This is a genomic window from Schnuerera sp. xch1 (assembly GCF_019931165.1).
GTDB lineage: Bacteria > Bacillota > Clostridia > Tissierellales > Tepidimicrobiaceae > JAIOUP01.
In genome coordinates this window covers 235,194-261,310 of sequence record NZ_JAIOUP010000001.1, presented here as the reverse complement: position 1 = coordinate 261,310, position 26,117 = coordinate 235,194, and the positions used below count along the sequence as shown (strand labels likewise).

The 26,117-nt window shown below is 29.6% G+C and carries 28 protein-coding genes; all 28 read left to right on the top strand.

The features are described 5' to 3' along the window. Positions 1-48 precede the first annotated feature (48 nt). The gene (gene plsX, locus K8M07_RS01385) at positions 49-1,041 is read left to right on the top strand and encodes a phosphate acyltransferase PlsX (protein ID WP_223376025.1); all 993 of its coding nucleotides are present in this window, start codon (positions 49-51) and stop codon (positions 1,039-1,041) included. 30 nt (positions 1,042-1,071) lie between these two features. Beyond that, complete coding sequence (gene acpP / locus K8M07_RS01380) at positions 1,072-1,305, top strand: acyl carrier protein (protein ID WP_223376024.1); 234 nt, start codon at positions 1,072-1,074, stop codon at positions 1,303-1,305. Positions 1,306-1,367: 62 nt separating this feature from the next. Beyond that, the gene (gene rnc, locus K8M07_RS01375; RefSeq protein WP_223376023.1) at positions 1,368-2,090 is read left to right on the top strand and encodes a ribonuclease III; all 723 of its coding nucleotides are present in this window, start codon (positions 1,368-1,370) and stop codon (positions 2,088-2,090) included. Continuing rightward, positions 2,083-3,168 (top strand): elongator complex protein 3, encoded by a 1,086-nt coding sequence (locus K8M07_RS12735; RefSeq protein ID WP_223376022.1) that lies wholly within the window; start codon positions 2,083-2,085, stop codon positions 3,166-3,168. Before rnc ends, K8M07_RS12735 begins: the two co-directional genes overlap by 8 nt. Before the next feature lie 23 nt (positions 3,169-3,191). After that, complete coding sequence (gene smc / locus K8M07_RS01365) at positions 3,192-6,770, top strand: chromosome segregation protein SMC (RefSeq protein WP_223376021.1); 3,579 nt, start codon at positions 3,192-3,194, stop codon at positions 6,768-6,770. Positions 6,771-6,781: 11 nt separating this feature from the next. Further along, on the top strand, positions 6,782-7,771 hold the full coding sequence (gene ftsY / locus K8M07_RS01360; RefSeq protein ID WP_223376019.1) for a signal recognition particle-docking protein FtsY: 990 nt from the start codon (positions 6,782-6,784) through the stop codon (positions 7,769-7,771). A gap of 102 nt (positions 7,772-7,873) precedes the next feature. Further along, positions 7,874-8,257 (top strand): YlxM family DNA-binding protein, encoded by a 384-nt coding sequence (gene ylxM, locus K8M07_RS01355; RefSeq protein WP_223376017.1) that lies wholly within the window; start codon positions 7,874-7,876, stop codon positions 8,255-8,257. Then, entirely contained in the window at positions 8,257-9,597 is a 1,341-nt protein-coding gene (ffh, locus tag K8M07_RS01350) for a signal recognition particle protein (protein WP_223376015.1), read from the top strand. Before ylxM ends, ffh begins: the two co-directional genes overlap by 1 nt. A 31-nt stretch (positions 9,598-9,628) precedes the next feature. Continuing rightward, on the top strand, positions 9,629-9,907 hold the full coding sequence (rpsP, locus tag K8M07_RS01345; protein WP_223376014.1) for a 30S ribosomal protein S16: 279 nt from the start codon (positions 9,629-9,631) through the stop codon (positions 9,905-9,907). An 18-nt stretch (positions 9,908-9,925) separates the two neighbouring features. Next, complete coding sequence (locus tag K8M07_RS01340; RefSeq protein WP_223376012.1) at positions 9,926-10,156, top strand: KH domain-containing protein; 231 nt, start codon at positions 9,926-9,928, stop codon at positions 10,154-10,156. 57 nt (positions 10,157-10,213) lie between these two features. Continuing rightward, positions 10,214-10,717 (top strand): ribosome maturation factor RimM, encoded by a 504-nt coding sequence (gene rimM / locus K8M07_RS01335; RefSeq protein ID WP_223376011.1) that lies wholly within the window; start codon positions 10,214-10,216, stop codon positions 10,715-10,717. Further along, on the top strand, positions 10,714-11,463 hold the full coding sequence (trmD, locus tag K8M07_RS01330) for a tRNA (guanosine(37)-N1)-methyltransferase TrmD (RefSeq protein ID WP_223376009.1): 750 nt from the start codon (positions 10,714-10,716) through the stop codon (positions 11,461-11,463). Before rimM ends, trmD begins: the two co-directional genes overlap by 4 nt. A 155-nt stretch (positions 11,464-11,618) precedes the next feature. Further along, positions 11,619-11,966, top strand: a complete 348-nt coding sequence (gene rplS / locus K8M07_RS01325) for a 50S ribosomal protein L19 (protein WP_223376008.1) — start codon at positions 11,619-11,621, stop codon at positions 11,964-11,966. 53 nt (positions 11,967-12,019) lie between these two features. Beyond that, on the top strand, positions 12,020-12,865 hold the full coding sequence (ylqF, locus tag K8M07_RS01320; RefSeq protein WP_223376006.1) for a ribosome biogenesis GTPase YlqF: 846 nt from the start codon (positions 12,020-12,022) through the stop codon (positions 12,863-12,865). A gap of 20 nt (positions 12,866-12,885) precedes the next feature. Next, positions 12,886-13,497 carry a ribonuclease HII gene (locus tag K8M07_RS01315; protein WP_411741948.1) on the top strand — a complete coding sequence of 204 codons (612 nt, stop codon included), beginning with the start codon at positions 12,886-12,888 and terminating at the stop codon, positions 13,495-13,497. 24 nt (positions 13,498-13,521) lie between these two features. Continuing rightward, positions 13,522-14,871 (top strand): hypothetical protein, encoded by a 1,350-nt coding sequence (locus K8M07_RS01310; RefSeq protein ID WP_223376002.1) that lies wholly within the window; start codon positions 13,522-13,524, stop codon positions 14,869-14,871. 3 nt (positions 14,872-14,874) lie between these two features. After that, positions 14,875-15,162 (top strand): EscU/YscU/HrcU family type III secretion system export apparatus switch protein, encoded by a 288-nt coding sequence (locus tag K8M07_RS01305; RefSeq protein ID WP_223376000.1) that lies wholly within the window; start codon positions 14,875-14,877, stop codon positions 15,160-15,162. Next, entirely contained in the window at positions 15,155-15,511 is a 357-nt protein-coding gene (locus K8M07_RS01300) for a YraN family protein (RefSeq protein WP_223375999.1), read from the top strand. The genes K8M07_RS01305 and K8M07_RS01300 overlap by 8 nt, the downstream gene beginning before the upstream one ends. Positions 15,512-15,580: 69 nt before the next feature. Beyond that, positions 15,581-17,110, top strand: a complete 1,530-nt coding sequence (locus K8M07_RS01295; RefSeq protein WP_223375997.1) for a YifB family Mg chelatase-like AAA ATPase — start codon at positions 15,581-15,583, stop codon at positions 17,108-17,110. A gap of 6 nt (positions 17,111-17,116) precedes the next feature. Continuing rightward, entirely contained in the window at positions 17,117-18,214 is a 1,098-nt protein-coding gene (gene dprA / locus K8M07_RS01290) for a DNA-processing protein DprA (protein ID WP_223375994.1), read from the top strand. A gap of 28 nt (positions 18,215-18,242) precedes the next feature. Beyond that, positions 18,243-20,324, top strand: a complete 2,082-nt coding sequence (topA, locus tag K8M07_RS01285; RefSeq protein WP_223375993.1) for a type I DNA topoisomerase — start codon at positions 18,243-18,245, stop codon at positions 20,322-20,324. A 128-nt stretch (positions 20,325-20,452) separates the two neighbouring features. Further along, on the top strand, positions 20,453-20,983 hold the full coding sequence (gene hslV, locus K8M07_RS01280) for an ATP-dependent protease subunit HslV (RefSeq protein ID WP_223375991.1): 531 nt from the start codon (positions 20,453-20,455) through the stop codon (positions 20,981-20,983). Positions 20,984-20,997: 14 nt separating this feature from the next. Next, positions 20,998-22,383 carry an ATP-dependent protease ATPase subunit HslU gene (gene hslU, locus K8M07_RS01275; protein ID WP_223375990.1) on the top strand — a complete coding sequence of 462 codons (1,386 nt, stop codon included), beginning with the start codon at positions 20,998-21,000 and terminating at the stop codon, positions 22,381-22,383. A 14-nt stretch (positions 22,384-22,397) separates the two neighbouring features. Then, entirely contained in the window at positions 22,398-23,183 is a 786-nt protein-coding gene (gene codY, locus K8M07_RS01270; protein ID WP_223375988.1) for a GTP-sensing pleiotropic transcriptional regulator CodY, read from the top strand. A gap of 223 nt (positions 23,184-23,406) precedes the next feature. Continuing rightward, positions 23,407-23,814 (top strand): flagellar basal body rod protein FlgB, encoded by a 408-nt coding sequence (flgB, locus tag K8M07_RS01265; protein ID WP_223375986.1) that lies wholly within the window; start codon positions 23,407-23,409, stop codon positions 23,812-23,814. Between the two features lie 2 nt (positions 23,815-23,816). After that, positions 23,817-24,257, top strand: a complete 441-nt coding sequence (gene flgC, locus K8M07_RS01260) for a flagellar basal body rod protein FlgC (RefSeq protein WP_223375983.1) — start codon at positions 23,817-23,819, stop codon at positions 24,255-24,257. Between the two features lie 4 nt (positions 24,258-24,261). Continuing rightward, positions 24,262-24,561, top strand: coding sequence for a flagellar hook-basal body complex protein FliE (fliE, locus tag K8M07_RS01255; RefSeq protein WP_223375981.1), 300 nt, complete (start codon positions 24,262-24,264; stop codon positions 24,559-24,561). A 28-nt stretch (positions 24,562-24,589) separates the two neighbouring features. Further along, positions 24,590-26,113, top strand: a complete 1,524-nt coding sequence (fliF, locus tag K8M07_RS01250; RefSeq protein ID WP_223375980.1) for a flagellar basal-body MS-ring/collar protein FliF — start codon at positions 24,590-24,592, stop codon at positions 26,111-26,113. The last annotated feature ends 4 nt before the right edge of the window (positions 26,114-26,117 follow it).

The window sequence follows — 26,117 nt, the reverse complement described above, 5'->3', positions numbered from 1 at the left end:
ATATTTAATATCAGTAGTAGGTACAAAGGCTGGATTAGGAGGATAATTATGAAGATTATTGTAGATGGCATGGGAGGAGACAAAGGTTATAAAGAAATTGTAAAGGGATGCATTGATGCTTCTAAAGAACTGGGAGTTAATCTGTTGATTGTTGGAGAACAGGAGAAAATAGAAGAAGAGCTGAACAAATATGTATATTCAAAAGATACAATAGATATAATCAATGCTAGCCAGATTATAAAAAATGAAGATGAACCTGCTTTAGCTATAAGGAGAAAAAAGGATTCATCAATGGTAATAGGATTAAAAGCACTTGCAGAAGATAAAGGCGATGGATTTATTTCAGCCGGAAGTACTGGTGCGTTATTGGCAGGTGGACTATTTATTGTAAAAAGAATAAAAGGAATTGAGAGAGCTGCATTAACAACTGTTTATCCAACTATTAATGGATTGTCATTACTTATTGATGCTGGAGCAAATGTAGATTGTAAACCTGAATATTTAAAACAGTTTGCAATAATGGGTTCTATATATTTTGAGAAGGTTTTAGAGAAAAAAGCACCTAAGGTTGGACTAGTAAATGTTGGTACAGAAGAAGGTAAAGGAAATACATTAGTGAAAGAATCTTACGATCTAATCAAAGAATTAAATTTAAACTTTATTGGAAACATAGAAGCAAGGGATATTCCAAAAGGAATCATAGATGTAATCGTTTGTGATGGATTTATTGGAAATATTTTATTAAAATTAACAGAAGGAATGGCAATATCATTGTTTACGGCTTTAAAAGAAGAATTAACTCAATCGTTTAAGTCGAAGATTGGAGCTACAATGTTAAAATCTCAATTGAGTTCTTTTAAAGGAAGGATGGATTATAGAGAGTATGGTGGGGCACCACTATTAGGACTTGAAAAACCAGTATTTAAAGCTCATGGAAGTTCTGATGCTTTAGCTATTAAGAATGCTATTAGACAGGTTGTAAATTTCAATAAGAAAGACGTAATAAATGTTATTAAGAATGATATAAATATTAATAAATAAATTTTATTTAAATTTTTTGGAGGTGCAATTATGGTTTATGAAAAGATAAAAATAATGATTTCACAACAATTTGATATTGATGAGGATGATATCAGTATGGATACTTTATTTAAGGAAGATTTAAATGCAGATTCATTAGATTTAGTAGAACTTATAATGGCATTGGAGGATGAGTTTGAAATAGAAGTTGATGATTCAGAGGTTGAAAATATAAATACAGTAGGTGATGCTGTTAATTACATTGATAAAATTGTTAATAATTAGTTTATATACTAGATTCTTTGTTGGATCTAGTATAAATTATTTAATAATGTGGGGGTAATATTGTGAAGATATCATCTGGTCGTATGCAATGTTTAAAGGAAATACAATCACAAATAAACTATTTTTTCAAAGACACTAATCTTTTAAATACCTCATTAATTCATAGTTCATATGCCAATGAGAACAAAAAATATAATAATGAAAGCAATGAAAGATTGGAATTTTTAGGAGATGTAGTAATTGACTTAGTTGTTAGTGAATACTTATATAAACGCTTTACTGAGTTTCCTGAAGGGGAACTTACTAAGAGAAGAGCATCAGTAGTCTGTGAATCATCATTGGCCTTTGCTGCACGAAAAATAAATATTGGAAAATATTTATTATTAGGTAAAGGAGAAGAAAATACTGGTGGCAGACATAGAGATTCAATATTAGCTGATGCTTTTGAAGCTTTATTAGGAGCTATTTATATTGATGGAGGATTAAAAAGTGCTGAAGACTTCCTATTAGAACATTTTGAACAGGAGGTCATCTATGCATTGTCGAAAGGGAGTCTATTTATAGATTATAAAACGGAACTTCAAGAAGTATTGCAAAAAAGAACTAAATCGAAGATTAATTACCAAGTTGAAAAAGAAGTAGGACCTGATCATAGGAAAAAGTTTTATATGAATGTGATTGTTGAAAACAAAGTTATAGGGAAAGGAATGGGAAGGAATAAGAAAGAAGCAGAACAGAATGCTGCAAAACAAGTTTTATTAAAGATGGGTGAGCGAAGTGAGTAAAAACCATTATATTATTCCTATTTTTGTACCCCATTTAGGTTGTCCCCATGATTGTGTTTTCTGCAATCAAAGAAGAATAACTGGATTATCTACTGATGTAACGCCAAATTATGTAAGAAAAACTATAGAAGAGCATTTATCTACATTTCCAAATAGAAAAATAACTATAGAAGTAGCTTTTTATGGTGGAAGTTTTACTGGAATACAAAATAGTATTCAAAAGGAACTCTTAGCAGTTCCTTTTGAATATAAGAATAAAGGAAAAATTGATGCAATTAGATTATCAACAAGACCTGACTATATAGATAAAGAAGTATTAAACTTACTCAATGAGTATAAGGTTGATACTATAGAATTAGGAGTACAATCACTAAATGATGAAGTTTTGAATAAAAGCGGGAGAGGACATAATGTTCAACAGGTTTATATTGCTTCTAAGTTAATTAAGGAATATGGTTTCAATTTAGGATTACAGATGATGATAGGGTTAGTAGAAGATAATAGAGAAAGAGCAATTTTTACAGCTAAAGAATTTGTAAAGTTGGAACCTTATTGTGTTAGGATTTATCCTACTTTGGTCATAAAAGATACTTATCTAGAAAAGATGTATAATAATAATGATTATACACCTTTATCCTTGGAGGAAGCTGTAGATACAGCAACTATTTTGCTTATGCTTTTTGAGTATTATAATATTAATGTAATAAGAATTGGTTTACAGCCTACTGATAATATAAGGCTTGGAAAGGATGTAATAGCGGGACCGTTTCATCCATCTATCAGACAATTGGTTGAATCGAATATCTATAGAATTATATTAAAGGATTATTTAGATAGATATTATGAAGATATGTTTAATAAAACTTTGATAATTGAAACAAATGGGAAAAATATATCCAATATAGCTGGACAAAAATCAAGTAATATAGATTTTATGGTTGATAGATATAAACTTAAGAATGTAAAGATATATATAAAAGATATTCCAAGGGATATAATAGAAATAACAATAGTTAATTCTAAAAAAGCCACATTAAGTAGAAAAAAAGCTATAGAAAATTATATAAAAAAGATTTAATTTGATTTTAAAGGGTGATTAGATTGCACTTAAAAAAGATTGATATTCAAGGTTTTAAATCATTTGCTGATAAAATTGAAGTTGAATTCAAAGAAGGCATTACAGCGGTTGTAGGGCCTAATGGCAGTGGAAAAAGTAATATTGCTGATGCAATTAGATGGGTATTAGGAGAACAAAGTGCAAAGACTCTAAGAGGTAGCAGAATGGAAGATATTATTTTTTCTGGTACCAGCAAAAGAAGAGCTCTTGGATATGCTGAAGTGACTATTACTTTTGATAACTTAGATGGAGTTATACCTATTGATTATCAGGAAGTAGCTATTACTAGAAGGATGTTTAGATCTGGAGAAAGTGAATATTATTTGAACAAGAATTCATGCAGATTAAAAGATATTAAAGAATTATTTATGGATACTGGAGTAGGAAAAGATGGATACTCAATTATTGGACAAGGTAGAGTTGATGAAATACTCAGTAATAGACCAGAAGATAGAAGACATATATTTGAAGAAGCAGCAGGAATAGTAAAATATAAGACGAAAAAAAATGAAGCAGAAAACAAATTAGAAAAGACTGATAATAATTTGTTGAGAATAAAAGATATACTCTCTGAATTGGAAAAACAATATGATAACTTAAAAGAACAGTCTAAAAAGGCCTCACAATTCCTAGATCTATCTAATAAGCTAAAGGAAATTGAAGTAAATTTGTTGATTAGGAAAGTAGACAAGCTAAAAAAGGAAATAGAAACAAGTCAAAGTGAAAAAGAAAAAATTCAGGATAAAATTGATTTAATTTTAAAGGATAAAGATCAAGTTGATGAAACTTTAAATTCAATAAAATTAAAAATTGAGGATAAGGATTTATCAATAGAATCGTTCCAAAAAGAGAAGGATGAAATAACTAAATATTTAAACAAAAATGAAAATGATTTGACATTGTTACAAGAGAAAAAGAAATTTTATATAAAGGATATCGAAAGATTAAATAATGAAATGAATGAATTAAATTCTAATATTGAAGAACTGAAAAATGAAAAAACTACTTTAACAGAAACTAATGCAAAAATAGAGGAAGAACTTGATGTGTTGAGAAAAGATTATAATAAAAAAAATATTCGACTTGAAAAATTGAATGAAAATATTCAAAAAAGTGAAAAAGAGATAGAAGATGGGAAAGATAGAATTTATAAATTATATAATTTAATTACAGATAAAAAAAGCAAATTAAATAATATAGTTAGTTTTAAAGAAAATATATCTAAAAGAATTAAGCAGATAGAAAAGGATATTGATTCTCTATCAGAAAGGAAAAGAACAGATAAAGGTTTGCTGGAACAGTTTAAAGAGGATGAATTAAAAAAAGAAAAAGAAATTGTTAAAGAGAATAGGCAGCTTGCAAATTTAAAGTTAGAAGAACAAAAATATAAGGATAAGTTGGATAAACTTTATGCACAAATTAATCAAAACAAAGTTGATCTACAAGGAAAGATTTCTAATTTTAATTTGTTAAAGAATATGGAAGAAGATTATGAAGGATATTATAAAAGTGTGAAGAACTTGATGTTAGCATGTAAGAAGGATAGAGATTTAAGTAATAGGTTAATAGGAATTGTGGCAGATTTAATTAAAGTAGAACCGAAATATGAAAAGGCTATACAAGTTGCATTAGGTGGAAGCTTACAAAATGTAGTGACTAAAGATGAAAATGATGCTAAATATATAATAAATTATCTTAGAAATAAAAGATTAGGAAGAATAACATTCTTACCAATTTCCACAATAAAAAGTAAATCTATTGATATAAATCCTAAGGATAGAGAACAATACAATATAATTGGATTAGGTTCTGAATTAGTTACTTTTGATGATCTATATAAAGACATTATAGAATATTTATTAGGCAGAACTATAGTTGTAGATGATTTAGATGATGCAAACTTAGTTGCAAGAAGATTTAATTATTCTTTTAGGATTGTAACTATTAAAGGGGATATCATAAATCCTGGAGGGTCTATGACTGGAGGAAGTCTATCAAAGGTCAATAACAACTTACTTAATAGGAAATTTAGAATTGAAAAGATTAAAAAGGAAATAAATGAACTTTCAAAAACACAAGAAAAATTGGAACAAGATAAATCTGATATAAAATTGATTTTGAAAGACTATTCTCAAAAGATAAAGGAAAAAGATGAAAAACTTCATAATATTAATATTGAAATTATTAAAATAGAAAATGAAAAGAATAAATATGCTACAGAATTGGATAGAAGTGATGGTTCAATAGTAAAATTTAAAGATGAAATTAAACAGTTAAAATTAGAATTGAATGATATAGATAAAGATAAAAAGATACTTGAAGGAGAAATAGAGCAGTTAAGTGATCAAAACAATATAATCAAGGCAAATATAGAAGAATTAATGGAAAAATTTGAAAAAGAGAAGGATACTCGTGAAGGATCAATGGAGGAAGTAACTGATGTTAAAATAAGAATAAATTCTATAGAGAATAGGTTAACTAACAATAGAGAAAAACTTGAAGTGATAGAAAACAAAACACAAAGTATTATTAATTCAATTGATTTAAAAAAGAATGAGTCTGAGAGTAAAAAGGTAGAAATAGATGAGATATCTAATAATATTTTACTTATGAAAGATGAAATAGAAAAATTGTTAATAGATAAGAAAAGACAGGATGAAGAATTAACAGCATTAAAGAGACAAAAAGAAAAATTGATGAATGATTTTTATTTAAAACAAAATCGATTAAAAGAGATAAATGAAGATATTAGTAAACTTGAAAAAAGTAAAAATAGTTGGGATTTAAAAGAAACTAAGCGTAGTGTAAATTTAGAAAACATATACTCGAAATTATTGGATGAATACGAATTAAATTATGAACAAGCACTAGAACTGTGGATTGAATTAGATGATTTAGATAAAGCAACTAAAGAAGTGAAAAAGTTAAAGAATGAAATCAAAAGATTAGGATCAGTAAATTTAAGTTCAATAAAAGAATTCGAGGCGGTTAAGGAAAGATTAGAATTTATGACAAAACAACACAAAGATCTATTATCAGCTAAAGAAGATCTTAAAAAGGTTATACGAGATATGGAAGAAAAGATGAAAAAGCAATTTTTAATCAATTTTAAAAAGATAAATGAAAAATTCAATGAAGTATTTTCCATACTTTTTGGAGGGGGAAAGGCAAGTATAGCATTAGAAGATGAAGAAGATATTTTAAATTGTGGGATAGAAGTTAAAGTTCAACCACCAGGAAAGAAGTTACAAAATTTAAACTTGCTTTCAGGCGGAGAAAAATCATTAACTGCAGTAACATTATTATTTGCAATTTTAAAGGTTAAGCCAACACCTTTTTGTATATTGGATGAAATAGATGCTGCTCTTGATGATGCAAACATTGGTAGATACACAAATTATTTAAAGAATTTTGCTGCCAATACACAATTTATTATGATAACTCATAGGCAAGGCACTATGGAAATGGCCGATGTGTTATATGGAGTAACTATGGAAGAAGAAGGTATAAGTAAAATAGTTTCTGTTAAACTGACTGATAATCTGGAAGAAGTTGCAAGTTAAGGAGGGTAGATATGTTTAAAAATTTATTCAATAGGAAAAGCGAAGAAGAACAAAGAGAAAAAAATGAACTATCAGAGAATTCAAAATTGAATTTTTTTGATAAATTAAAAGTTGGATTGGGTAAGACTAGAAAAGGAATGACAGATAAGATAGATAACATACTCAAATCATATATCAAGATTGACGACGAGTTATTTGACGATTTAGAAGAGATATTAGTGACTGCTGATGTGGGAATTAATACAACTATGAATATTATTGATAGATTAAAGGATAGAGTAAAGAAGGAAAAGGTAACAGATCCTGATAAGATAAAAGAGCTTTTGAAATCAGAAATAAAAAATATTATGGCTGAATCCAACCTGGACAATAATTTAAACATTAGATCTTCTCCTGTAGTTGTCTTAGTGGTTGGAGTTAATGGTGCTGGCAAGACAACTACAATTGGGAAACTTTCATATAATTTAAGGAGAGAAGGTAAAAAGGTAATTATTGCAGCTGGTGATACTTTTAGAGCTGCTGCAATTGAACAACTAGAGGAATGGAGTAATAGAGCGAAAACTGAATTTATAAGTCATAGTGAGGGAGCAGATCCTGCTGCAGTAATCTTTGACGGTATACATGCTGCTAAATCTAGAAAAGCAGATGTTTTAATATGTGATACTGCTGGAAGACTTCATAGCAAAAAGAATTTAATGAATGAACTTAATAAAATATTTCGTGTAGTAGAACGTGAATATCCAGAGGCAGAAAAAGAGGTTTTACTAGTGTTGGATGCTACTACCGGTCAAAATGCGATTTCCCAAGCAAGGGTATTTAAAGAAGTATGTGATATAACAGGAGTTGCTTTAACTAAGTTGGATGGCACTGCCAAAGGAGGAGTTGTTATAGCAATTCAATCAGAGTTAGGGCTGCCTGTTAAACTTATTGGGGTTGGAGAAAGTATTGATGACCTTCAAAAGTTTGATACAGATGATTTTGTAGAAGCGATTTTTGATTGATAATATAAAAATTTAATTTCATATTGACAAGACTGTTTGATTATACTAAAATAATACTGTCAAGTAAAAAACTTGACAGTATTATTTTGGTTTGGTGATATAATGATTGACAAGTTGGTTGAAGTTGGAATTTTGTTTGATTTTTATGGGAAGTTACTCAGTGAAAAACAGTATACTGCTATTGAATTATACTACATTTATGATCTTTCATTAGCTGAGATAGGAGAAGAATTAGGTATTAGTAGACAGGGAGTATTTGATACATTAAAAAGAGCTGAAGAAAATTTATACGAATTTGAAAATACACTAAAATTGGTTAATAAATTTTATAACAGTAAAAAAGAGATCAACAAAATTTATGAATTAGCAGTAGATATAGAAAAAGAATCAAAACTCATAAATAATGAAAAAATACTTAAAAAAGCTGAAGACCTTAAGGATGTAGTGAAAACAATTATTGATAACAATCAGGAGGTCGTTAATTAATGGTATTTGAAAGCTTATCAGAAAAACTTCAGAATGCACTTGGAAAGCTGAAGGGAAAAGGAAAACTTTCCGAAAAAGATGTAGATAATGCTATGAGAGAAGTAAGACTTGCCCTTTTAGAAGCAGATGTTAATTTTAAAGTTGTAAAGGACTTTACTAAAAGTGTAAAGCAAAGGGCCGTTGGCTCAGAAGTAATGGAAAGCTTAACTCCTGGACAACAAGTAATTAAAATTGTAAATGAAGAATTGACTAACTTGATGGGAGAAAGTGAAACAAAGATAAACTTTGCTTCCAGTCCACCAACGGTTATACTGATGTGTGGATTACAAGGAGCTGGTAAAACTACTACTTCTGCAAAACTAGCTAATAATCTTAAAAAACAAAACAAGAATCCTTTGCTTGTAGCCTGTGATGTTTATAGGCCTGCAGCGATTAAACAATTAAAGGTTGTAGGAGAAAAGGTAGGAGTACCTGTATTTACAATGGGAGACAAAAACAGTCCAGTAGATATTGCAAAAGCAGCTATAGAACATGGTAGAAAGAACAATAATGATTGTATAATAATAGATACTGCAGGAAGACTTCATATAGACGAAGGTTTAATGGAAGAATTACAAGATATAAATGATTCAGTAAATCCACAAGAAATATTGCTAGTTGTTGATTCTATGACAGGACAGGATGCAGTAAATGTTGCAGAAATATTTAATGAGAAACTTGGTATAACAGGAATAGCACTTACTAAGTTGGATGGAGATGCAAGAGGTGGAGCTGCATTATCAATTAGGACTGTTACAGGAAAACCCATTAAATTCATAGGTATGGGTGAAAAGATGGATCAGTTAGAACCATTTCACCCAGATAGAATGGCTTCAAGGATATTGGGCATGGGAGATGTATTGAGTCTGATTGAAAAGGCTCAAGTTTCTATAGATGAAAAGAAGGCTAAAGAATTAGAAAAGAAAATTCGTTCTCAACAATTTACTTTAGATGATTTTTTAGATCAAATAGATCAAGTAAAGAATTTAGGACCTTTAGATGAATTGTTGGGAATGATACCCGGGGTTAATTCTAAAGCTTTAAAGAACTTGGATGTAGATGAGAAAGAAATAGTTAAAATACAGGCTGTTATACAATCAATGACTTTAGAAGAGAGAACTGATCCTTCTATCATAGATAGTAGTAGAAGAAAAAGGATAGCAAAAGGCAGTGGAACAACTGTACAAGATGTTAACAAGCTTTTAAAGCAATTTAAAGAAACCAAAAAGATGATGAGAAGATTTACTGACATGGAGAAAACAATGAAGAAAAAAGGGAAATCTAGATTCCCCTTTTTCTAAATAGATACTTACTAATAGAGGAGGTGTAAAGATGGCAGTAAAAATCAGATTAAAAAGAATGGGAGCTAAGAAAAACCCTTTCTATAGAATTATTGTGGCTGATTCACGTTCTCCAAGAAATGGACGTTTTATTGAGGAAATAGGATATTACAATCCTTTGACTAATCCTAAAACGGTTAAGATAGATGATGAAAAAGCTACTAATTGGTTAAATAATGGTGCTAAGCCTACAGATACTGTAGATAGATTATTTAGAGAAAATGGTATATATGAAAAAGATAGTGAAGTTGATTCAAATACTGGAGAATAGTTTCTAGGAGGTGCCAACATGGGTGAATTAGTTGAAGTAATAGCAAAAGCACTTGTAGACAACCCAGATAAAGTAGATGTTAAGGAAATAGAAGGAACTCAATCAGTTATAATTGAGTTAAAGGTTGCTGAAGAAGACATGGGTAAGATAATTGGAAAACAAGGTAGGATAGCAAAGGCTATTAGAACAGTTGTTAAGGCAGCTGCAATTAAAGAAAACAAAAGAGTAGTAGTGGAAATTATTCAGTAGTAAGTACTGCCGGGGTGCCTTTTGAGGTACCCTTCTACTATAATGGTTGGTGAATATATGGATTATATAAAGATTGGTAGAATAATTAATACTCATGGAATTAAAGGAGAATTAAAAGTATATCCTTTAACGGATGACATAACTAGATTTGATGACTTAGAAATAATCTATTTAGGTTATGATAAAGCCAAATTTGAAATTGAGAGAGTTAAATATTTTAAAGAATTGGTTATATTAAAATTCAAAGAGTTTAATAATATAAATGAAGTATTGAAATTTAAAGATGAGTTTATCTATATAGATGTAAAAGATAAGGTCAAATTACCTGAGGATCATTACTTTATATTTGATATTATAGGTTGTACAGTATTTGATACTGAAGGTAAAAAAATAGGTATAGTAAATGATGTTATTCAATCGACCAGTAATGATGTATATACTGTAAAAAACATGGAAACAGGTAAGGAATATTTAATACCAGCAGTAAAAGAATTTGTTGTTGATGTAGATATTAATAACGAGAAGATTACTATTGATCCAATTGAAGGAATGATAGAATGAAAATTGATATTTTGACTTTGTTTCCAGAGATATTTGATGTTTTTGAGAAATGGAGTATTATAGGGAGAACTATAGAGAAGGGTTTATTCTCTCTAAAGACAGTAAATATTAGAGACTTTTCTAAAGATAAGCATAAAAGGGTTGATGATTATCCCTTTGGTGGTGGTCCAGGAATGGTAATGAAACCTGAACCTATTTATGAAGCTTTATCAAGTGTAAAGTCGGATGACTCTACTGTTATATATTTATCTCCTCAGGGAAGGCTTTATGATCAAAATTTAGGAAAGTTGTTATCCAGAAAAGAACATTTAATACTTTTGTGTGGTCATTATGAGGGAGTAGATAATAGAATAATTGATAATTATGTGGATATGGAAATATCCATAGGTGATTATGTATTGACTGGTGGAGAAATTCCTGCGATGGTATTAATTGATTCTATTATCAGGCTGTTACCAGGCGCTTTGAATAGTGAAGAATCCTATATAGATGAGTCCCACTATAATGGATTATTGGAATATCCTCAATATACAAGACCAAGAACTTTTAATGGAGAAGCTGTACCAGAGATATTGTTATCTGGTAATCATAAAAGAATTGATAAATGGAGAAGATATCAATCTTTGAAGAACACATATATGAAGAGACCAGATTTATTAGAAAAAAAGGATTTAACAGACGATGAAATTGATATGTTAAATAATATAAAAAAAGCCTTTAGTAAAAAAAAAATGATAAGAAAGTGAGAATAAGGAAATTTTCTTATATATTATAAAAAAATTAATATAAAAAGTTGTATTTTATATACGCATATGCTATAATACTCAGCGTACAGAACTATGGATGGTCCTCTGTCGTGAATAGACGGCATGAACATCTAGGGAGAAGGGAGGTTTGAACAGTGGATATAATTAGAACAATAGAAGATGAACAAATGAAGGATAATTTACCTAATTTTAGAGTAGGTGATACTGTTCAAGTTCATTATAAGGTTAAAGAAGGTAGTAGAGAAAGAATTCAAGTATTTGAAGGCACTGTTATAAAAAGGCAAGGTGGAGGAATTGGAGAAACTTTTACTGTAAGAAGATTATCTTATGGGGTAGGTGTTGAAAGAACATTCCCTCTACATTCTCCAAGAATTGAAAAACTTGTTGTAACTAGAAAAGGTAAAGTAAGAAGATCAAAACTCTATTATTTAAGAGAAAGACAAGGAAAATCAGCTAAAGTTAAGGAAAAGAGAAAGTATTAATATGTTGGGACTTTTATAGTCCCTTTTTATTTATAAAAAAAGTAGGTGATTATATGAATATTAATTGGTATCCTGGACATATGAAAAAAGCTAAAGAATCTATTAAGAAAAACCTATCTTTAGTAGACATAGTATATGAAATAGTTGATGCAAGAATACCTTTTAGCAGCCAAAATCCAGATATAGATAATATAATAGGGCAAAAGCCTAGACTAAAAATATTGAATAAATCAGATTTAGCTAATGAAAAGAACAACTTAGAATGGAAGGAATACTTTAAAAGTAATGGAATATCTTCAGTTATTGTTGATTCAAAAAAGAATAAGGGGTTAGATGATGTTATAAATATGACCTATTTATTAACTGAAGAAAAAAGAAAATCATTATCTAAAAAGGGTATTAAGAATAAACCTACAAGAGCTATGATAATTGGAATACCAAATGCTGGGAAATCCACATTGATAAATAGCTTATCAAAAAGAAAAGGAGCTAAGGTAGGAAATAAACCTGGTGTTACGAAAGGAAATCAATGGATAAAGATAAAAGGTGATTTAGAGTTATTGGATACCCCAGGAATATTATGGCCAAAATTTAGTGATAAAGAAGTTGGATTGAATTTAGCATTCACAGGGGCTATAAAGGATGAATTACTGGATCTGGAAAGCTTAGCTATTAAATTGGTAGATAAATTAAATTCCATATCTGTTGAATATTTAGAACAACGATATAGGATTTCAGTAAAGGATAAAAGTTCTTACGAGATCATATTGGAGATTGGCAAAAAGAGGGGTTGTATTATATCAGGAGGAGAAGTGGACTTTAATAAAGCCGGTAATCTAATATTAGATGAATTTAGAAATGGAAAGATAGGAAGAATCACGCTAGAGTTTCCTGATTAACTGTTTTGAATAAGGGGGTCATAAAATTGACTGAAATTGAAAGGACGTTACAGAATAAAGGATATAAATATATAGCATGTATAGATGAAGTAGGGAGAGGCTGTTTAGCAGGCGATGTAGTAGCTTGTGCAATTATAATGCCAATTGATGAAATTATTAAAGGAGTGAAGGATTCAAAAAAATTGTCTCCTAAAAAAAGAGAAAAATTATACGATATTATAATTGATAATGCTATTGCTATAGGGATAGGACAAGTAGGACCAAAGATTATAGATGAAATCAATATTAAAGAGAGTACACGATTAGCCATGAAAAAAGCAGTGTTAAATTTAAAGAATAAAAATGAGCAAATTATAAATCCAGACTATCTTTTAATAGATGCAGAAGATGTTCCTATTGATATTTCACAGATGAGTTTGATAAAGGGAGATGAGAAGGTCTATGGTATTTCCTGTGCTTCCATAGTAGCGAAGGTCTATAGAGATAGATTATGTGAAAAATGGGGTCTTATGTATAAAGGATACAAATTAGAAAAGAACAAGGGATATGGAACCAAAGAACATAGAGATGCAATAAAAGAAATTGGTGCAACTCCTATACACAGGATGACTTTTTTAGGAAAGATATTATAAATATTTTAAGGTTGTGTGAATATAATGAAGATTAACGGCTTTATAAATTTCATGAGATTATACATAGATAATAAAGAAGAATTTTTAAAAGAAGGTAGTTTAATCTTAGGAGAGATATTGGAAACTAATGATGAATTAGCTTTAATTGATATTAAGGGTTTAGGTACAGTAAAAGCTATCACTGAAAACAATTTAAAAAATTACATAGGTAAAGAATTAACATTCATAATAAAATCATTGTCGCATAATAGAATGGAATTAAAGCCTATTTTTAATAATACAGGTAATGATACTTCTGCAGGAGCAATGAAAAAAAAAGAAAAGTATTTAGGGGATATTTTAAAAGAGTTTCACATAAAAGATGACTTTATTACTAAGGAATTTTTGAATAACTTAATAAAGTATAATGTACAAATAAATAAAGAAAATTTATCTAATGGAATTGGAATACTTGACAAATTAGAACATTTACTAGATATTAAAGAAGATGAAGTAGCTATATTAGCGAATAGAACTAATCAAATATTAAATATTGATAAAGAAGATATTAGAAATATTATTATAAAAAAGGATGAAGGAATTTCAAAAAATAATATAACTGATATTTTGAAAGAGCATATCAATATACTACAAAAGAAAGAAATTGATAGAAATTTGATAAAATTGGCTGCTTTTTTTATAAAACATAATATAAAACCAACTTTAAATAATATAAGATTCATAACAGAATTGAATGAAGAACCAATGACATTTTCGAAAGATTATGAAATGTTGAAATCTTTTATAAATAATAAGTTTACAAATGAAAATAAAAATATTATTATAGATATTGAAAGTTTTAATAACTTAATTGAAGAAAATGAAATTAATTATAAAGAGAGTTTAGAAAAAATTTTAAACTATATTAGAGAAAACAAAGTTAATATGGATAGTAGTGTTAACAATAGTGTTGAGGAATTTATGAACAAGATTGAGTTTTTAAAGGAAATGAATAGAGAGCTAGTATTTTTTTATTTACCTTTAAATCTAGAAAATGATCTATATAATGGTGCTATAACATTGCTTAAAAAGAGGAAAAGAAAAAGTGGATTTACTGGTAATACAAATATATTTATCAATTTAACCACTAGAAATTTAGGAAATATTAAGATTTCATGTCAAGCGCTAAATCTTGATATAAAAGTCAAATTTATCAACATGAAAGATGAAGATATAAATCTATTTAAATCAAAGGAAGATGAACTTAAATATTTAGTAAAAAGTACAGGCTATAGAATAGATTCAATCGAATACTCGTTTAAGAATAATGAAGATATTTTAGATTCTTTAATTATAAATCAAAAGCCTTTATATTATTTAGATGTGCAGGTGTAGATTATGACAAAGAAAAAAGATGTTAAGAAGAATAAAGCAGTAGCACTTTCTTATAAAGAGAGTTATAATGCACCGAAAGTGATTGCTAAAGGAAGAGGAGAAATTGCTGATAAAATAGTAAATGTAGGAAAAAAGGAAAAGATTGAGATATATAAGGATGAAGACTTGATAGAAAAATTAATAAGGTTGGATTTGTGTGAAGAAATTCCACCAGAATTATATGAAGCAGTTTCTAAAATTATTTTATTTGTTTATTATTTAGATAAAGAAAAGGGAGAATCTTATGAGTAATAATATACAAAAAGGTGCATATGGAGAAGGTAAAGCAACGAAGTATCTTATATCTAAGGGATATAAGATTATAGACAGAAATTATACAACTAGGATAGGTGAAATAGATATAATTGCAATTAAGTCTAAAACATTGGTCTTCGTTGAAGTGAAAACTAGGTCAAATACAAATTATGGATTTCCATATGAAGCTGTTAATAGAAAAAAACAGAATAAGATATTAAGGAGTTCTTTAATATATATAAAACATAAGAAGTTAGATAATTATCAAGCAAGATACGACATAATTGAAGTTTATTTGCATGATGAACCAAATATTAATCATATTGAAAATGCTTTTTGTATGTAATTATCAAGAAATGTGATATTATAGCTATTACCCAGGGAATAGGAACTGCTTAAGACAAAGGGGGTAAATATGTATTCTAAGATAAATACTTGTGTATTACAAGGACTTAATGGAAATATTATAGAAGTTGAAACCGATCTATCTAGAGGGATGCCAGTGTTTAATATTGTCGGGTTACCGGATGTTTCGATTAAAGAATCAAAGGAAAGAGTAAGAACTGCCATAAAGAATAGCGGCATTCAATTTCCCTTATCAAGAATTACGGTTAATTTAGCACCTGCTAATCTAAAAAAAGAAGGTTCTCAATTGGACTTAGCAATTGCTATTGGGATTTTACAAGCTATGGGTATTGTTAAAGGTTTCAACTATGAGGATACAGCCTTTATTGGCGAATTGTCTTTAGATGGTAGATTAAATTCAGTAGAAGGTGCATTACCAATGCTTATTTCTATGAGAGAATCTAATATTAAAAGGTGTATTGTATCTTATGATAATAAGGATGAATGTGCAGCGGTTGAGGATATAGATATTATTCCAGTTCAAACTTTGAGCCAGGTGATCAATTATTTGAATCAAGAAAAAACAATATCACCATATAAAAATAAAGAAGTGTTCTCATTAGATGAGGAGGAATGTTTTAATGTGGATTTTGGTGATATTAGAGGGCAAGAGGGACTCAAAAGATCTTTGGAAGTAGCTGCAGCTGGTGCTCATAATATATTGATTATCGGACCGCCTGGAGCTGGTAAGACTATGGCTGCTAGAAGATTATCTACTATATTACCTAAATTAACATTTGAAGAGGCTATTGAAGTAACGAAGATTTATAGTGTTGCTGGACTTTTGAAATCCAACTCCTTAATAAAGAGTAGACCTTTTAGATCTCCGCACCATACATCTTCTGCTGTAGCTTTAATTGGTGGAGGTAGAATTCCTAAACCTGGTGAAGTGTCTTTGGCACATAATGGGGTTCTTTTTTTGGATGAAATTCCGGAATTTAAAAAAAGTGTTTTAGAAGTGTTAAGGCAGCCTATGGAAGATGATGTTGTGACTATATCTAGAGCAAATGCTAGCCTTACTTATCCGTCTAAGTTTATGATGGTAGCTAGCATGAATCCATGTCCATGTGGATATTATGGAGACCCTTACCATGAATGTAGTTGTTCACAAAGTAGTATAGATAGATATTTAAATAAGTTAAGTAGCCCACTTCTTGATCGAATTGATATTCATATTGAAGTGCAACCAGTTAACTATAAAGAATTGAAAGGCGGTAAAAAGACAGAGACGTCAAAGGATATAAGAAAAAGAGTGAACAAAGCAAGAAAGCTTCAACTGAAAAGGTATAAAGATGATAATATATACAGCAACTCTCAATTAGGTTCTAAAAATATAAAGAAGTATTGTATACTGAATAATGGAGCAGAAACAATTATGAAAGAAGCATTTAATAAGTATAGATTTAGTGCAAGAACATATAATAAAATATTAAAAGTTAGTAGAACAATAGCTGATCTAGATGGAGAAGAACTAATACTTGAGAAACATATATTAGAAGCTGTGAGGTATAGAAGTTTAGATAATAAGTATTGGGGGTAAAGTGCATTGAGGGATATTTCTAACAGGGATGTTTTGATATGGTTAAACAGTATAAATATTGGGAATAAAAATATTGACAAGATAATGAATCAAGTTTCACAGTTATCAGATCTATGGAATTCTTCCTCTGATAAAATATATAATTTAAAAGGTATAAAGCAAAAAATCAAAGAAGAGATAATATCTAAACGAAAAGATGATTACTTAAAAAGATTATTTGATGCAATAGAAAAGCATAATATAGATGTAACTACTGTATTGGATGAAAATTACCCAATGGGTTTACATTATATATATGATAAACCTAAGGTTATATATATAAATGGAAATATTATTGAAAAAGATAATATTGGTATTGCTATAGTAGGTTCTAGAAAAGCAACATCCTATGGAAAATGGGCTACAGAAAAGTTTGTTAAAGAATTGGTAAAATTAGATGTTACCATAGTCAGTGGTCTGGCTTTAGGAATTGATAGTGTAGCACATAAGGCTGCCTTAAGAGAAGGAGGTAGAACTATTGCGATCCTAGGAAATGGATTGGATGTTATATATCCCATGAAAAATAAGAAAATATATGAAGAGATCCCTAAAAATGGAGCATTGATTTCAGAGTATTTTTTTGGAATGCCGCCTTTAGCTTATAATTTCCCACAAAGAAACAGAATAATTAGTGGTTTGTCTTTAGGGGTTGTTGTGATAGAAGCTAAGAAAAAAAGTGGATCTTTGATAACAGCTCAACATGCTTTAGAACAAGGTAAAGAGGTATTTGCTCTGCCTGGCAATATTAATAGTATATTTAGTGAGGGGACAAATCAACTTATTAAAGATGGGGCAAAGTTAATAATGGAAATTGATGATATAATTGAAGAAATATATCAGCTTCAAGAAAAAACAAAAATTAAAAAAGAAGAAAATATTGATTATTCCCAATTAAGTACATTGGAAAAGCAAGTATTTGAGTTAATAAAAGAAAAACCAATACATTGTGATAGTATAGCAGCAAATACTGGCATAGATATTTCTACTATTAACAGTATTCTAACTATATTAGAATTAAAGGGAATGATTAAAGAGATGACTGGTAGGATATTTACTCTATCATAAGTACGACATTAATCTGGAGGTGTAATCATTGCAGAAAAATTTAGTTATAGTTGAATCACCTGCCAAGGCGAAAACAATAGGTAAATTTCTAGGGAAAAAGTATAAAGTAAAGGCTTCTGTAGGACATATAAGAGATTTACCAAAGAGTAGTCTTGGCATTGATATAGAAAATAATTTTAATCCAAAATATATAACCATTAGAGGTAAAGGCCCAATAGTTCAAGAACTTAAAAGAGAAGCCAAAAAAACTGAAAAAGTATTTTTAGCAACTGACCCTGATAGAGAGGGTGAAGCCATATCATGGCATTTGGCTTATATATTAGGTATTGAAGATAAAGAACCTGTAAGGGTTGAATTCAATGAAATTACTAAAGATGCTATACTAAATGCTATCAAAAAACCAAGAGTTATTGATAAGGATTTGGTCGATGCTCAACAAGCGAGAAGAATACTAGATAGACTGGTAGGCTATAAGATAAGCCCTTTACTTTGGAGAAAAATAAAAAAGGGCTTGAGTGCAGGTAGAGTTCAATCCGTTACGGTAAAAATCATATGTGATAGAGAAAAAGAAATAGAAAATTTTGTACCTGAAGAATATTGGAGTATAAAAGCATTATTAGAAAAGGATAAGATTCCTTTTGAAGCAAATTTTTATGGCGTTTTAGAAAAAGGAAAGGATAAAAAACTAAAACTTTCGAATAAAGATGAAGTAGATAAAATATTAAATTCTTTAGATAAAGATAATTTTGTTGTTAAAGAAGTAAAAAAAGGGAAGAAAAAGAGAAATCCTTATCTTCCTTATACAACTAGTACTTTACAACAAGATGCTTCCAAAAAACTAGGATTTTCTGCAAAGAAAAGCATGAAATTGGCACAACAACTTTATGAAGGGATTGATATTAAAAAAGAAGGTACAGTCGGTTTAATTACTTATATTAGAACTGATTCTACTAGAATTTCAGAAGAAGCATTAAATGCAACTAAGACATTTATAAACGATAATTATGGAGAGGAATATAGTAATGGAGGCAAACCATATAATAAAAACAAGAAAGGAGCTCAAGATGCTCATGAAGCTATAAGACCTACATCTGTTTTGAGGGTACCTAAAGATATAAAGGATTCTTTGACTAAAGATCAATTTAAACTATATGATTTAATTTGGAGGAGATTTGTAGGTTCACAAATGAGCCCTGCAAAGTATGATACTATTTCAGTAAAGATACTTTCAAATGATTGTATATTTAAAGCTTCAGGATCAAAATTGAATTTTAAAGGATTCCTAAAGGTTTATAAGATCAATGAAAAGAATGATAGTAATTCTGAGATACCAATGCTTACAAAAGGCGAAACAGTTAAAGTGAATAGTATTGAACCTAATCAGCATTTTACCCAGCCTCCTTCTAGATATACTGAAGCATCATTGATTAAGACTCTAGAAGAGTTAGGTATTGGTAGACCAAGTACCTATTCACCAACTATTTCAACTATATTAAATAGAGAATATGTAAATTTGGAAAACAAATCTTTTGTACCAACAGAATTGGGGATATTAGTAAATGATTTATTAGAAGAATATTTTAAGGACATAGTGGATGAAAAATTTACTGCAGATTTAGAACAAAAACTTGATAAAATTGAAGAAGGAAAATATACTTGGAAAGCAATAGTTAGTGAATTTTACAAACAGTTTGAAGTGGTATTAAATAAAGCTGAAGAAGAGATTGATAAGATAGAAATTGAGGACGAAGTCACTGATGAAGTTTGTGAAAAATGTGGAAGAAATATGGTAATCAAGAATGGAAGATATGGTAAATTTTTAGCCTGCCCTGGATATCCAGAATGCAAAAATACAAAACCTATTTTGCACACAATAGATGTACCATGTCCAAAATGTGGAGGCAATATAGTTAGAAGAAGATCTAAAAAGGGAAGAATGTTCTATGGGTGTAGTAATTTTCCAGAATGTGATTTTATATCTTGGGATGAACCGATTAGGGAAAAATGTCCTAAATGTGATGGGGCTATGGTAAAAAGAAAGACTAAAAAAGGGATAACAAAGCGATGTATGGATAAAGAGTGTGGTTATAGTGAAATTGAAAACAAATAAATTATACTGTACATTTTGTTAATAATATAGTAATCTATATTATAGATGGCCATAGAAGATTAAATTTTCTGAAAATGATAAAACTAATGGAATCGGATAATAGTTATATTATAATGAGGTGCTTGTTAATGATGAAAGGAACTACTATTGTTGCTATTAAGAAAGATGATAGAACAGCTATCGCAGGAGATGGTCAAATAACTTTTGGCAATCAAACAATTATGAAAAATACTGCAAAAAAAGTTAGGAGAATATACAATAATAATGTTATAATAGGTTTTGCTGGTTCAGTTGCAGATGCATTAACTTTAGCTGAAATATTAGAAGAAAAGCTAGAACAGCATAGTGGAAATTTGAAAAGAGCAGCTGTTGAGCTTGCAAAGGATTGGAGAAGAGATAAGACTTTAAGGAAACTAGAGGCTTTATTGATTGCTGCTGATAAGGATAATTTACTTCTTATCTCTGGTAATGGGGAAGTAATAGAATCAGAAGATGGAATACTTGCAATTGGTTCTGGAGGCAATTATGCATTAGCTTCTGCAAAGTCTCTTTTAAAGCATTCTAGTTTATCAGCTGAAGAAATAGCTAAGGAATCTATCCTAATTGCTTCATCTATTTGTGTATATACTAATGATAATATAATCTGTCAAGTAATTTAAGGAGAGTGATTTTTATGAAGGAATTGACACCAAAGCAAATAGTTGAAGAGTTGGATAAATATATAGTTGGGCAGAACAAGGCAAAAAAAGCAGTTGCTATATCTTTAAGAAATAGATATAGAAGAAATTTATTACCAAATGAATTTAAAGATGAAATAAGACCTAAGAATATATTAATGATTGGTCCTACTGGTGTTGGTAAAACTGAAATAGCTAGACGATTATCGAAGTTAGTTAAGATGCCATTTATAAAAGTTGAAGCAACTAAATTTACTGAAGTTGGCTATGTTGGTAGAGATGTAGAGTCAATGGTTAGAGATTTAGTAGAGGAATCCATAAGGATGGTAAAGGTTGAAAAAATAGACCAAGTATATGATAATAGTAAAGAATTAGCTGATCAAAAAATATTACAGATACTTGTTCCTCATTCTTCTAAGAAAAAGGATAAAAATCCATTAGAAATGTTGTTTAATAATTCGGAAGAAGATAAAACAACAGATGAAGTAGACGATGAAATTATAATCAATAAAAGAAAAGAACTAGAGAAAAAGTTAAAAGATGGAGATCTAGATGATAAAATCATAGAGATTCAAATTGAAGATAATCATAATTCAACAGTGGAATTATTTAGTGGATTAGGAATTGAAGAATATAATATTAACATGAGTGATATGTTTGGAGATTTATTACCTAAGAAAACTAAAAAAAAGAAAGTAACAGTAAAGGAAGCAAGAAAAATTATTAGTAATCAAGAAGCACAAAAGCTGATAGATATGGATGAAGTTATAGATATAGGGATTAAAAAAGCCGAAGAAAATGGAATGATCTTTATTGATGAAATAGATAAGATTGCTGGTAAAGATTATAGTAGTGGTCCAGATGTTTCGAGAGAAGGCGTCCAAAGAGATATATTGCCTATAATCGAAGGAACAACAATCATGACAAAATATGGACCTGTTAAAACGGACTATATATTGTTTATTGCAGCTGGAGCTTTCCATGTTTCGAAGGTTGAAGATCTAATACCAGAAATACAAGGTAGATTTCCTATTAGAGTTGAATTAGACAATCTTACTGAAGATAACTTTAAAGAGATATTAACTAAGCCTAAAAATGCTTTAATAAAGCAGTATAAGTTTTTAATAAAAACAGAAGGTTTTAGCTTAGAATTTTCAAAAGGTGCAATAGATGCAATTGCAAAAGTTGCTTTTTTAATCAATGAACAGTCAGAAAACATTGGAGCTAGACGATTGCATACTGTTTTAGAAAAACTGCTTGAAGATATTTCATTCCAAGTTCCTGATTTGGATACAGATAGAATTACAATAAGTGAAACCTATGTGAATGAGAAATTAAATGCATATATTCAGCAAAAAGACATATCAAAATATATTTTATAAAGAGGAGGATATTGATGGTAGAAAATTTATTACAAAAAACAAGAAGATTAAACAAGACATTACAGAGTTCAGGTTCAAAGCCTGTTTCATTTCAAGAACTTAGTAAAATACTTAGTGAAGTTTTAGAAGCTAATGTATATATTGCTAGTAAAAAAGGTAGAGTATTAGGGTTTTCACTGTCCGATGGATTTGATTGTGATATGATTCAAACTGAAGTTGTTGAAGAAAAGAGATTTCCACAAAAATATAATGATGAACTATTAAAGGTTTCTGAAACAAAGGAGAATTTTAAGGAAATTGATGAATGTGTATTTGATCAGGTTACAGAATGTGCTCATCCAGATAAGATAGCTACAATAATACCAATCAACAGTGGTGGAGAAAGATTAGGTACATTGGTCATAGCACGATATGGTAGAATGTTTACAGAAGATGATTTAATATTAGCTGAATATAGTGCAACAATTGTAGGGATGGAAATCCTTAGATCTAAAGCAGAAGAAGTTGAGGATGAATCAAGGAAAAAAGCAGTAGTTCAAATGGCAATAGGGACACTATCATTTTCAGAATTAGAGGCAATGGAACATATCTTTGAAGAATTAGATGGAGATGAAGGATTGATTGTAGCAAGTAAGGTAGCAGATAGAGTAGGTATTACAAGATCAGTTATAGTAAATGCTCTTCGAAAATTTGAATCAGCTGGTGTAATTGAATCTAGATCCTTAGGAATGAAAGGAACACATATAAAGGTACTAAATGACAAACTACTTGAAGAATTGGAAAAGATAAGAGAATCATAAAATTGAAATATTCATTAAAAGAAATGGTGAGATATCTCACTATTTCTTTTTTTTTGGGACTTATGAAGTATATAACAAATTTAGTCAAATTTTGCTTTTAAAATGGAGAATTTTGTAGTATTATATAATATAATAGAGATATATATATGTAGCATAACTTTTACGACAAATAATTTACCAATTTAAGTAAATATTATTCAAATTGATTATAAGAGGTGATAAAATGTTGAATAATTTTAATGGTAGTATTGACATCTTGAATAAAGCACTTAATGGACTCTGGCTGAGAGATAAAGCCATTAATCAAAATATATCAAATGCTAACACGCCGAATTATAAGAGATTAACTGTAAGTTTTGAAGACAGCTTAAGAGAGGCTATAACCAATAGTGAATCAAAGCTTGTTGTCACTCATGAAGATCACTTTCCAGTATCTAATTCTCAAAGTGAAGTTGTACCTAGTCTTCATGTAGACAAAGGTTATTCTTATAGATTTGATAAAAACAATGTCAATATCGATGTGGAATCAGCAAATCTTGCAAAGAATTCCATTATGTATAATGCTGTGGTAAACCAATTAATAGGTGAATTTGATAAGATTAAGAATGTTATTAATGAAGGGAGTAGATAGGAGTGGGAATATTTGATTCAATTAATATTAGCTCTTCAGCTTTAACCGCAGAAAAAACTAGAATGGATATTATAAGCAAAAATATTGCAAATGCAAATACTACCAGAGCTACTGGGGGATTACCCTATAGAAGGCAAATGGTTGTATATGAAGAGAACAAAAATGATCAATTTTCATCTTATTTAGACAGAAGTACAAATAAATTTAATGGGAACGGAGTAGTGATAAGCGAAGTTATTGAAGATGAGACTCCTTTTAAATTAAAATATGAGCCTGGTCATCCAGATGCTGATGAAAATGGTTATGTGATGTTACCTAATGTCGATGTAGTAAGTGAAATGGTAAATATGATAGATGCTCAAAGAGCTTATGAGGCTAATGTTACAGCTATGAATACCACTAAGTCCATGTTGATGAAAGCATTGGAAATAGGAAGGAGATAGTTAAATGCAGGTAAAAAACATTGATATAAACAATATACTTGGGTCAGATATCGAAAAGGCAAAAGGTATCAAACAGGAAAATGATGGCAAATTTAGCTCCTTTTTAAACACTGCGTTAGATAGGGTAAATGAACTGCAACTGGTAAGCAGTGAATATAAAAAACTATTGGCTACTGGTGATGTAGATAATTTACATAATGTAACTATTGCTGCGGAAAAAGCAAATATTGCTTTACAATTGACATTGGCAATCAGAAATAAGGTTACTGAAGCATATAAAGAAATAATGAGGATACAAATTTAACAAATGTTGTAAGGAATGAGGTGTTAAAGTGGTAGAAACAATACACCAGTTGAGAGATAAATTAAATGAATATTGGCAAGGACTTGAAAAAAACAAAAAAATTAAAATACTCATAATCAGCGTCATCAGTATATTATCAATTATTATACTTTCTATAATATTAACTAGAACTAATTATGAAATTCTTTATCAAAATCTTACCTTAGAAGACATGTCAGATGTAACTGATAAGTTGGACGAGCTAGGTATTGAATGGAAAACTCCAGACGATAATCCTACAACCGTGATGGTGCCAGAAAAAATGAAGAACCAGGCTAAAATTGGATTAGCTGCTGATGGATTACCAAAGGATGGATATAGTTTTATAGATGCATTTAATGATAGTAGTTGGACAATGACCGATTATGATAAAAAAGAAAGAATGAAATTAGCATTACAAAGTGAATTGTCTTCAACTATATCAGAAATTGATGGGGTTGAAAAAGCAACTGCGTACATAGACGAAGAAGATGATAAAGGTTTTGTTTTAGATGAAAATATAAAGGAAACTTCTGCTTCAATTTTTATAGAGAGAAGTACTAATAGACCTTTATCAGGAGAAACAATTACTGCTATTCAAAATCTTGTAGCTTCATCTGTAAATATGGATCCAGAGAGAGTACAAATAGTTGATAATGAAGGGAAATTATTAACAGGTGAAGAAGAGGAATCGGACCTATTGATGACTGACCAATTGAATATAAAAAGCGGTTTGGAATCAAAGATAAATGATAGTATAAAGGACTTTTTAGAGAATGTATTTGGAGAAGGGAATATAGATGTAAGATCTAGCGTTAAAATGAATTTTGATAGTGAAAAAACTAATATAGTAGAGTTTTCACCTCCAGTAGAAGGCAGTGAAGAAGGGTTAATTAGAAGTATGGAAGAAATCGAAGAGCAGACGGTTAGCGGTGCATCTGGAGGAGTACCTGGAACAGATGAAAACCCTCCTGATTATGAGATGGTAGACGATGGACAGGATTCATACGATAAGAAAAGTAGTACTATAAATTTTGAATTGAATGAAATAAACAAAGAGATCAGAAAAGCACAGGGACAAGTAGAAGATATAACGGTAGCAGTTTTAATCAACAAAGATGTATTAATAGATGGGAATTTTACACCAGAAACAGAAACGGAGATTGAAGAGTTAATCTATGCTGCTACAGGATTAGACACTAGTCAAGTTAGAGTAAATGCACAAAGCTTTATCTCTGATGAAGTAGCTGATATTCAAGAGAATGGCATGGGAATGAATTGGTTAGCAATAGCAATAATTTTGGTGGCTATAGCATTAGTTGCAGGTTTAATTATATACAGAAGAAAAAGAAATAAAGAATCTGAAGAATTGGAAGAATTACAAGCTCAAATGGAAGAAGAAGCTATAAGGGATGAAATGGAAGATATAGAATTTGAAACTGAAGAATCAAAAGTTAAATCTCAGATAGAAAGATTTGTTGACAAGAAGCCAGAATCAGTTGCTCAATTATTAAGGACTTGGTTGAATGAATAGGAGA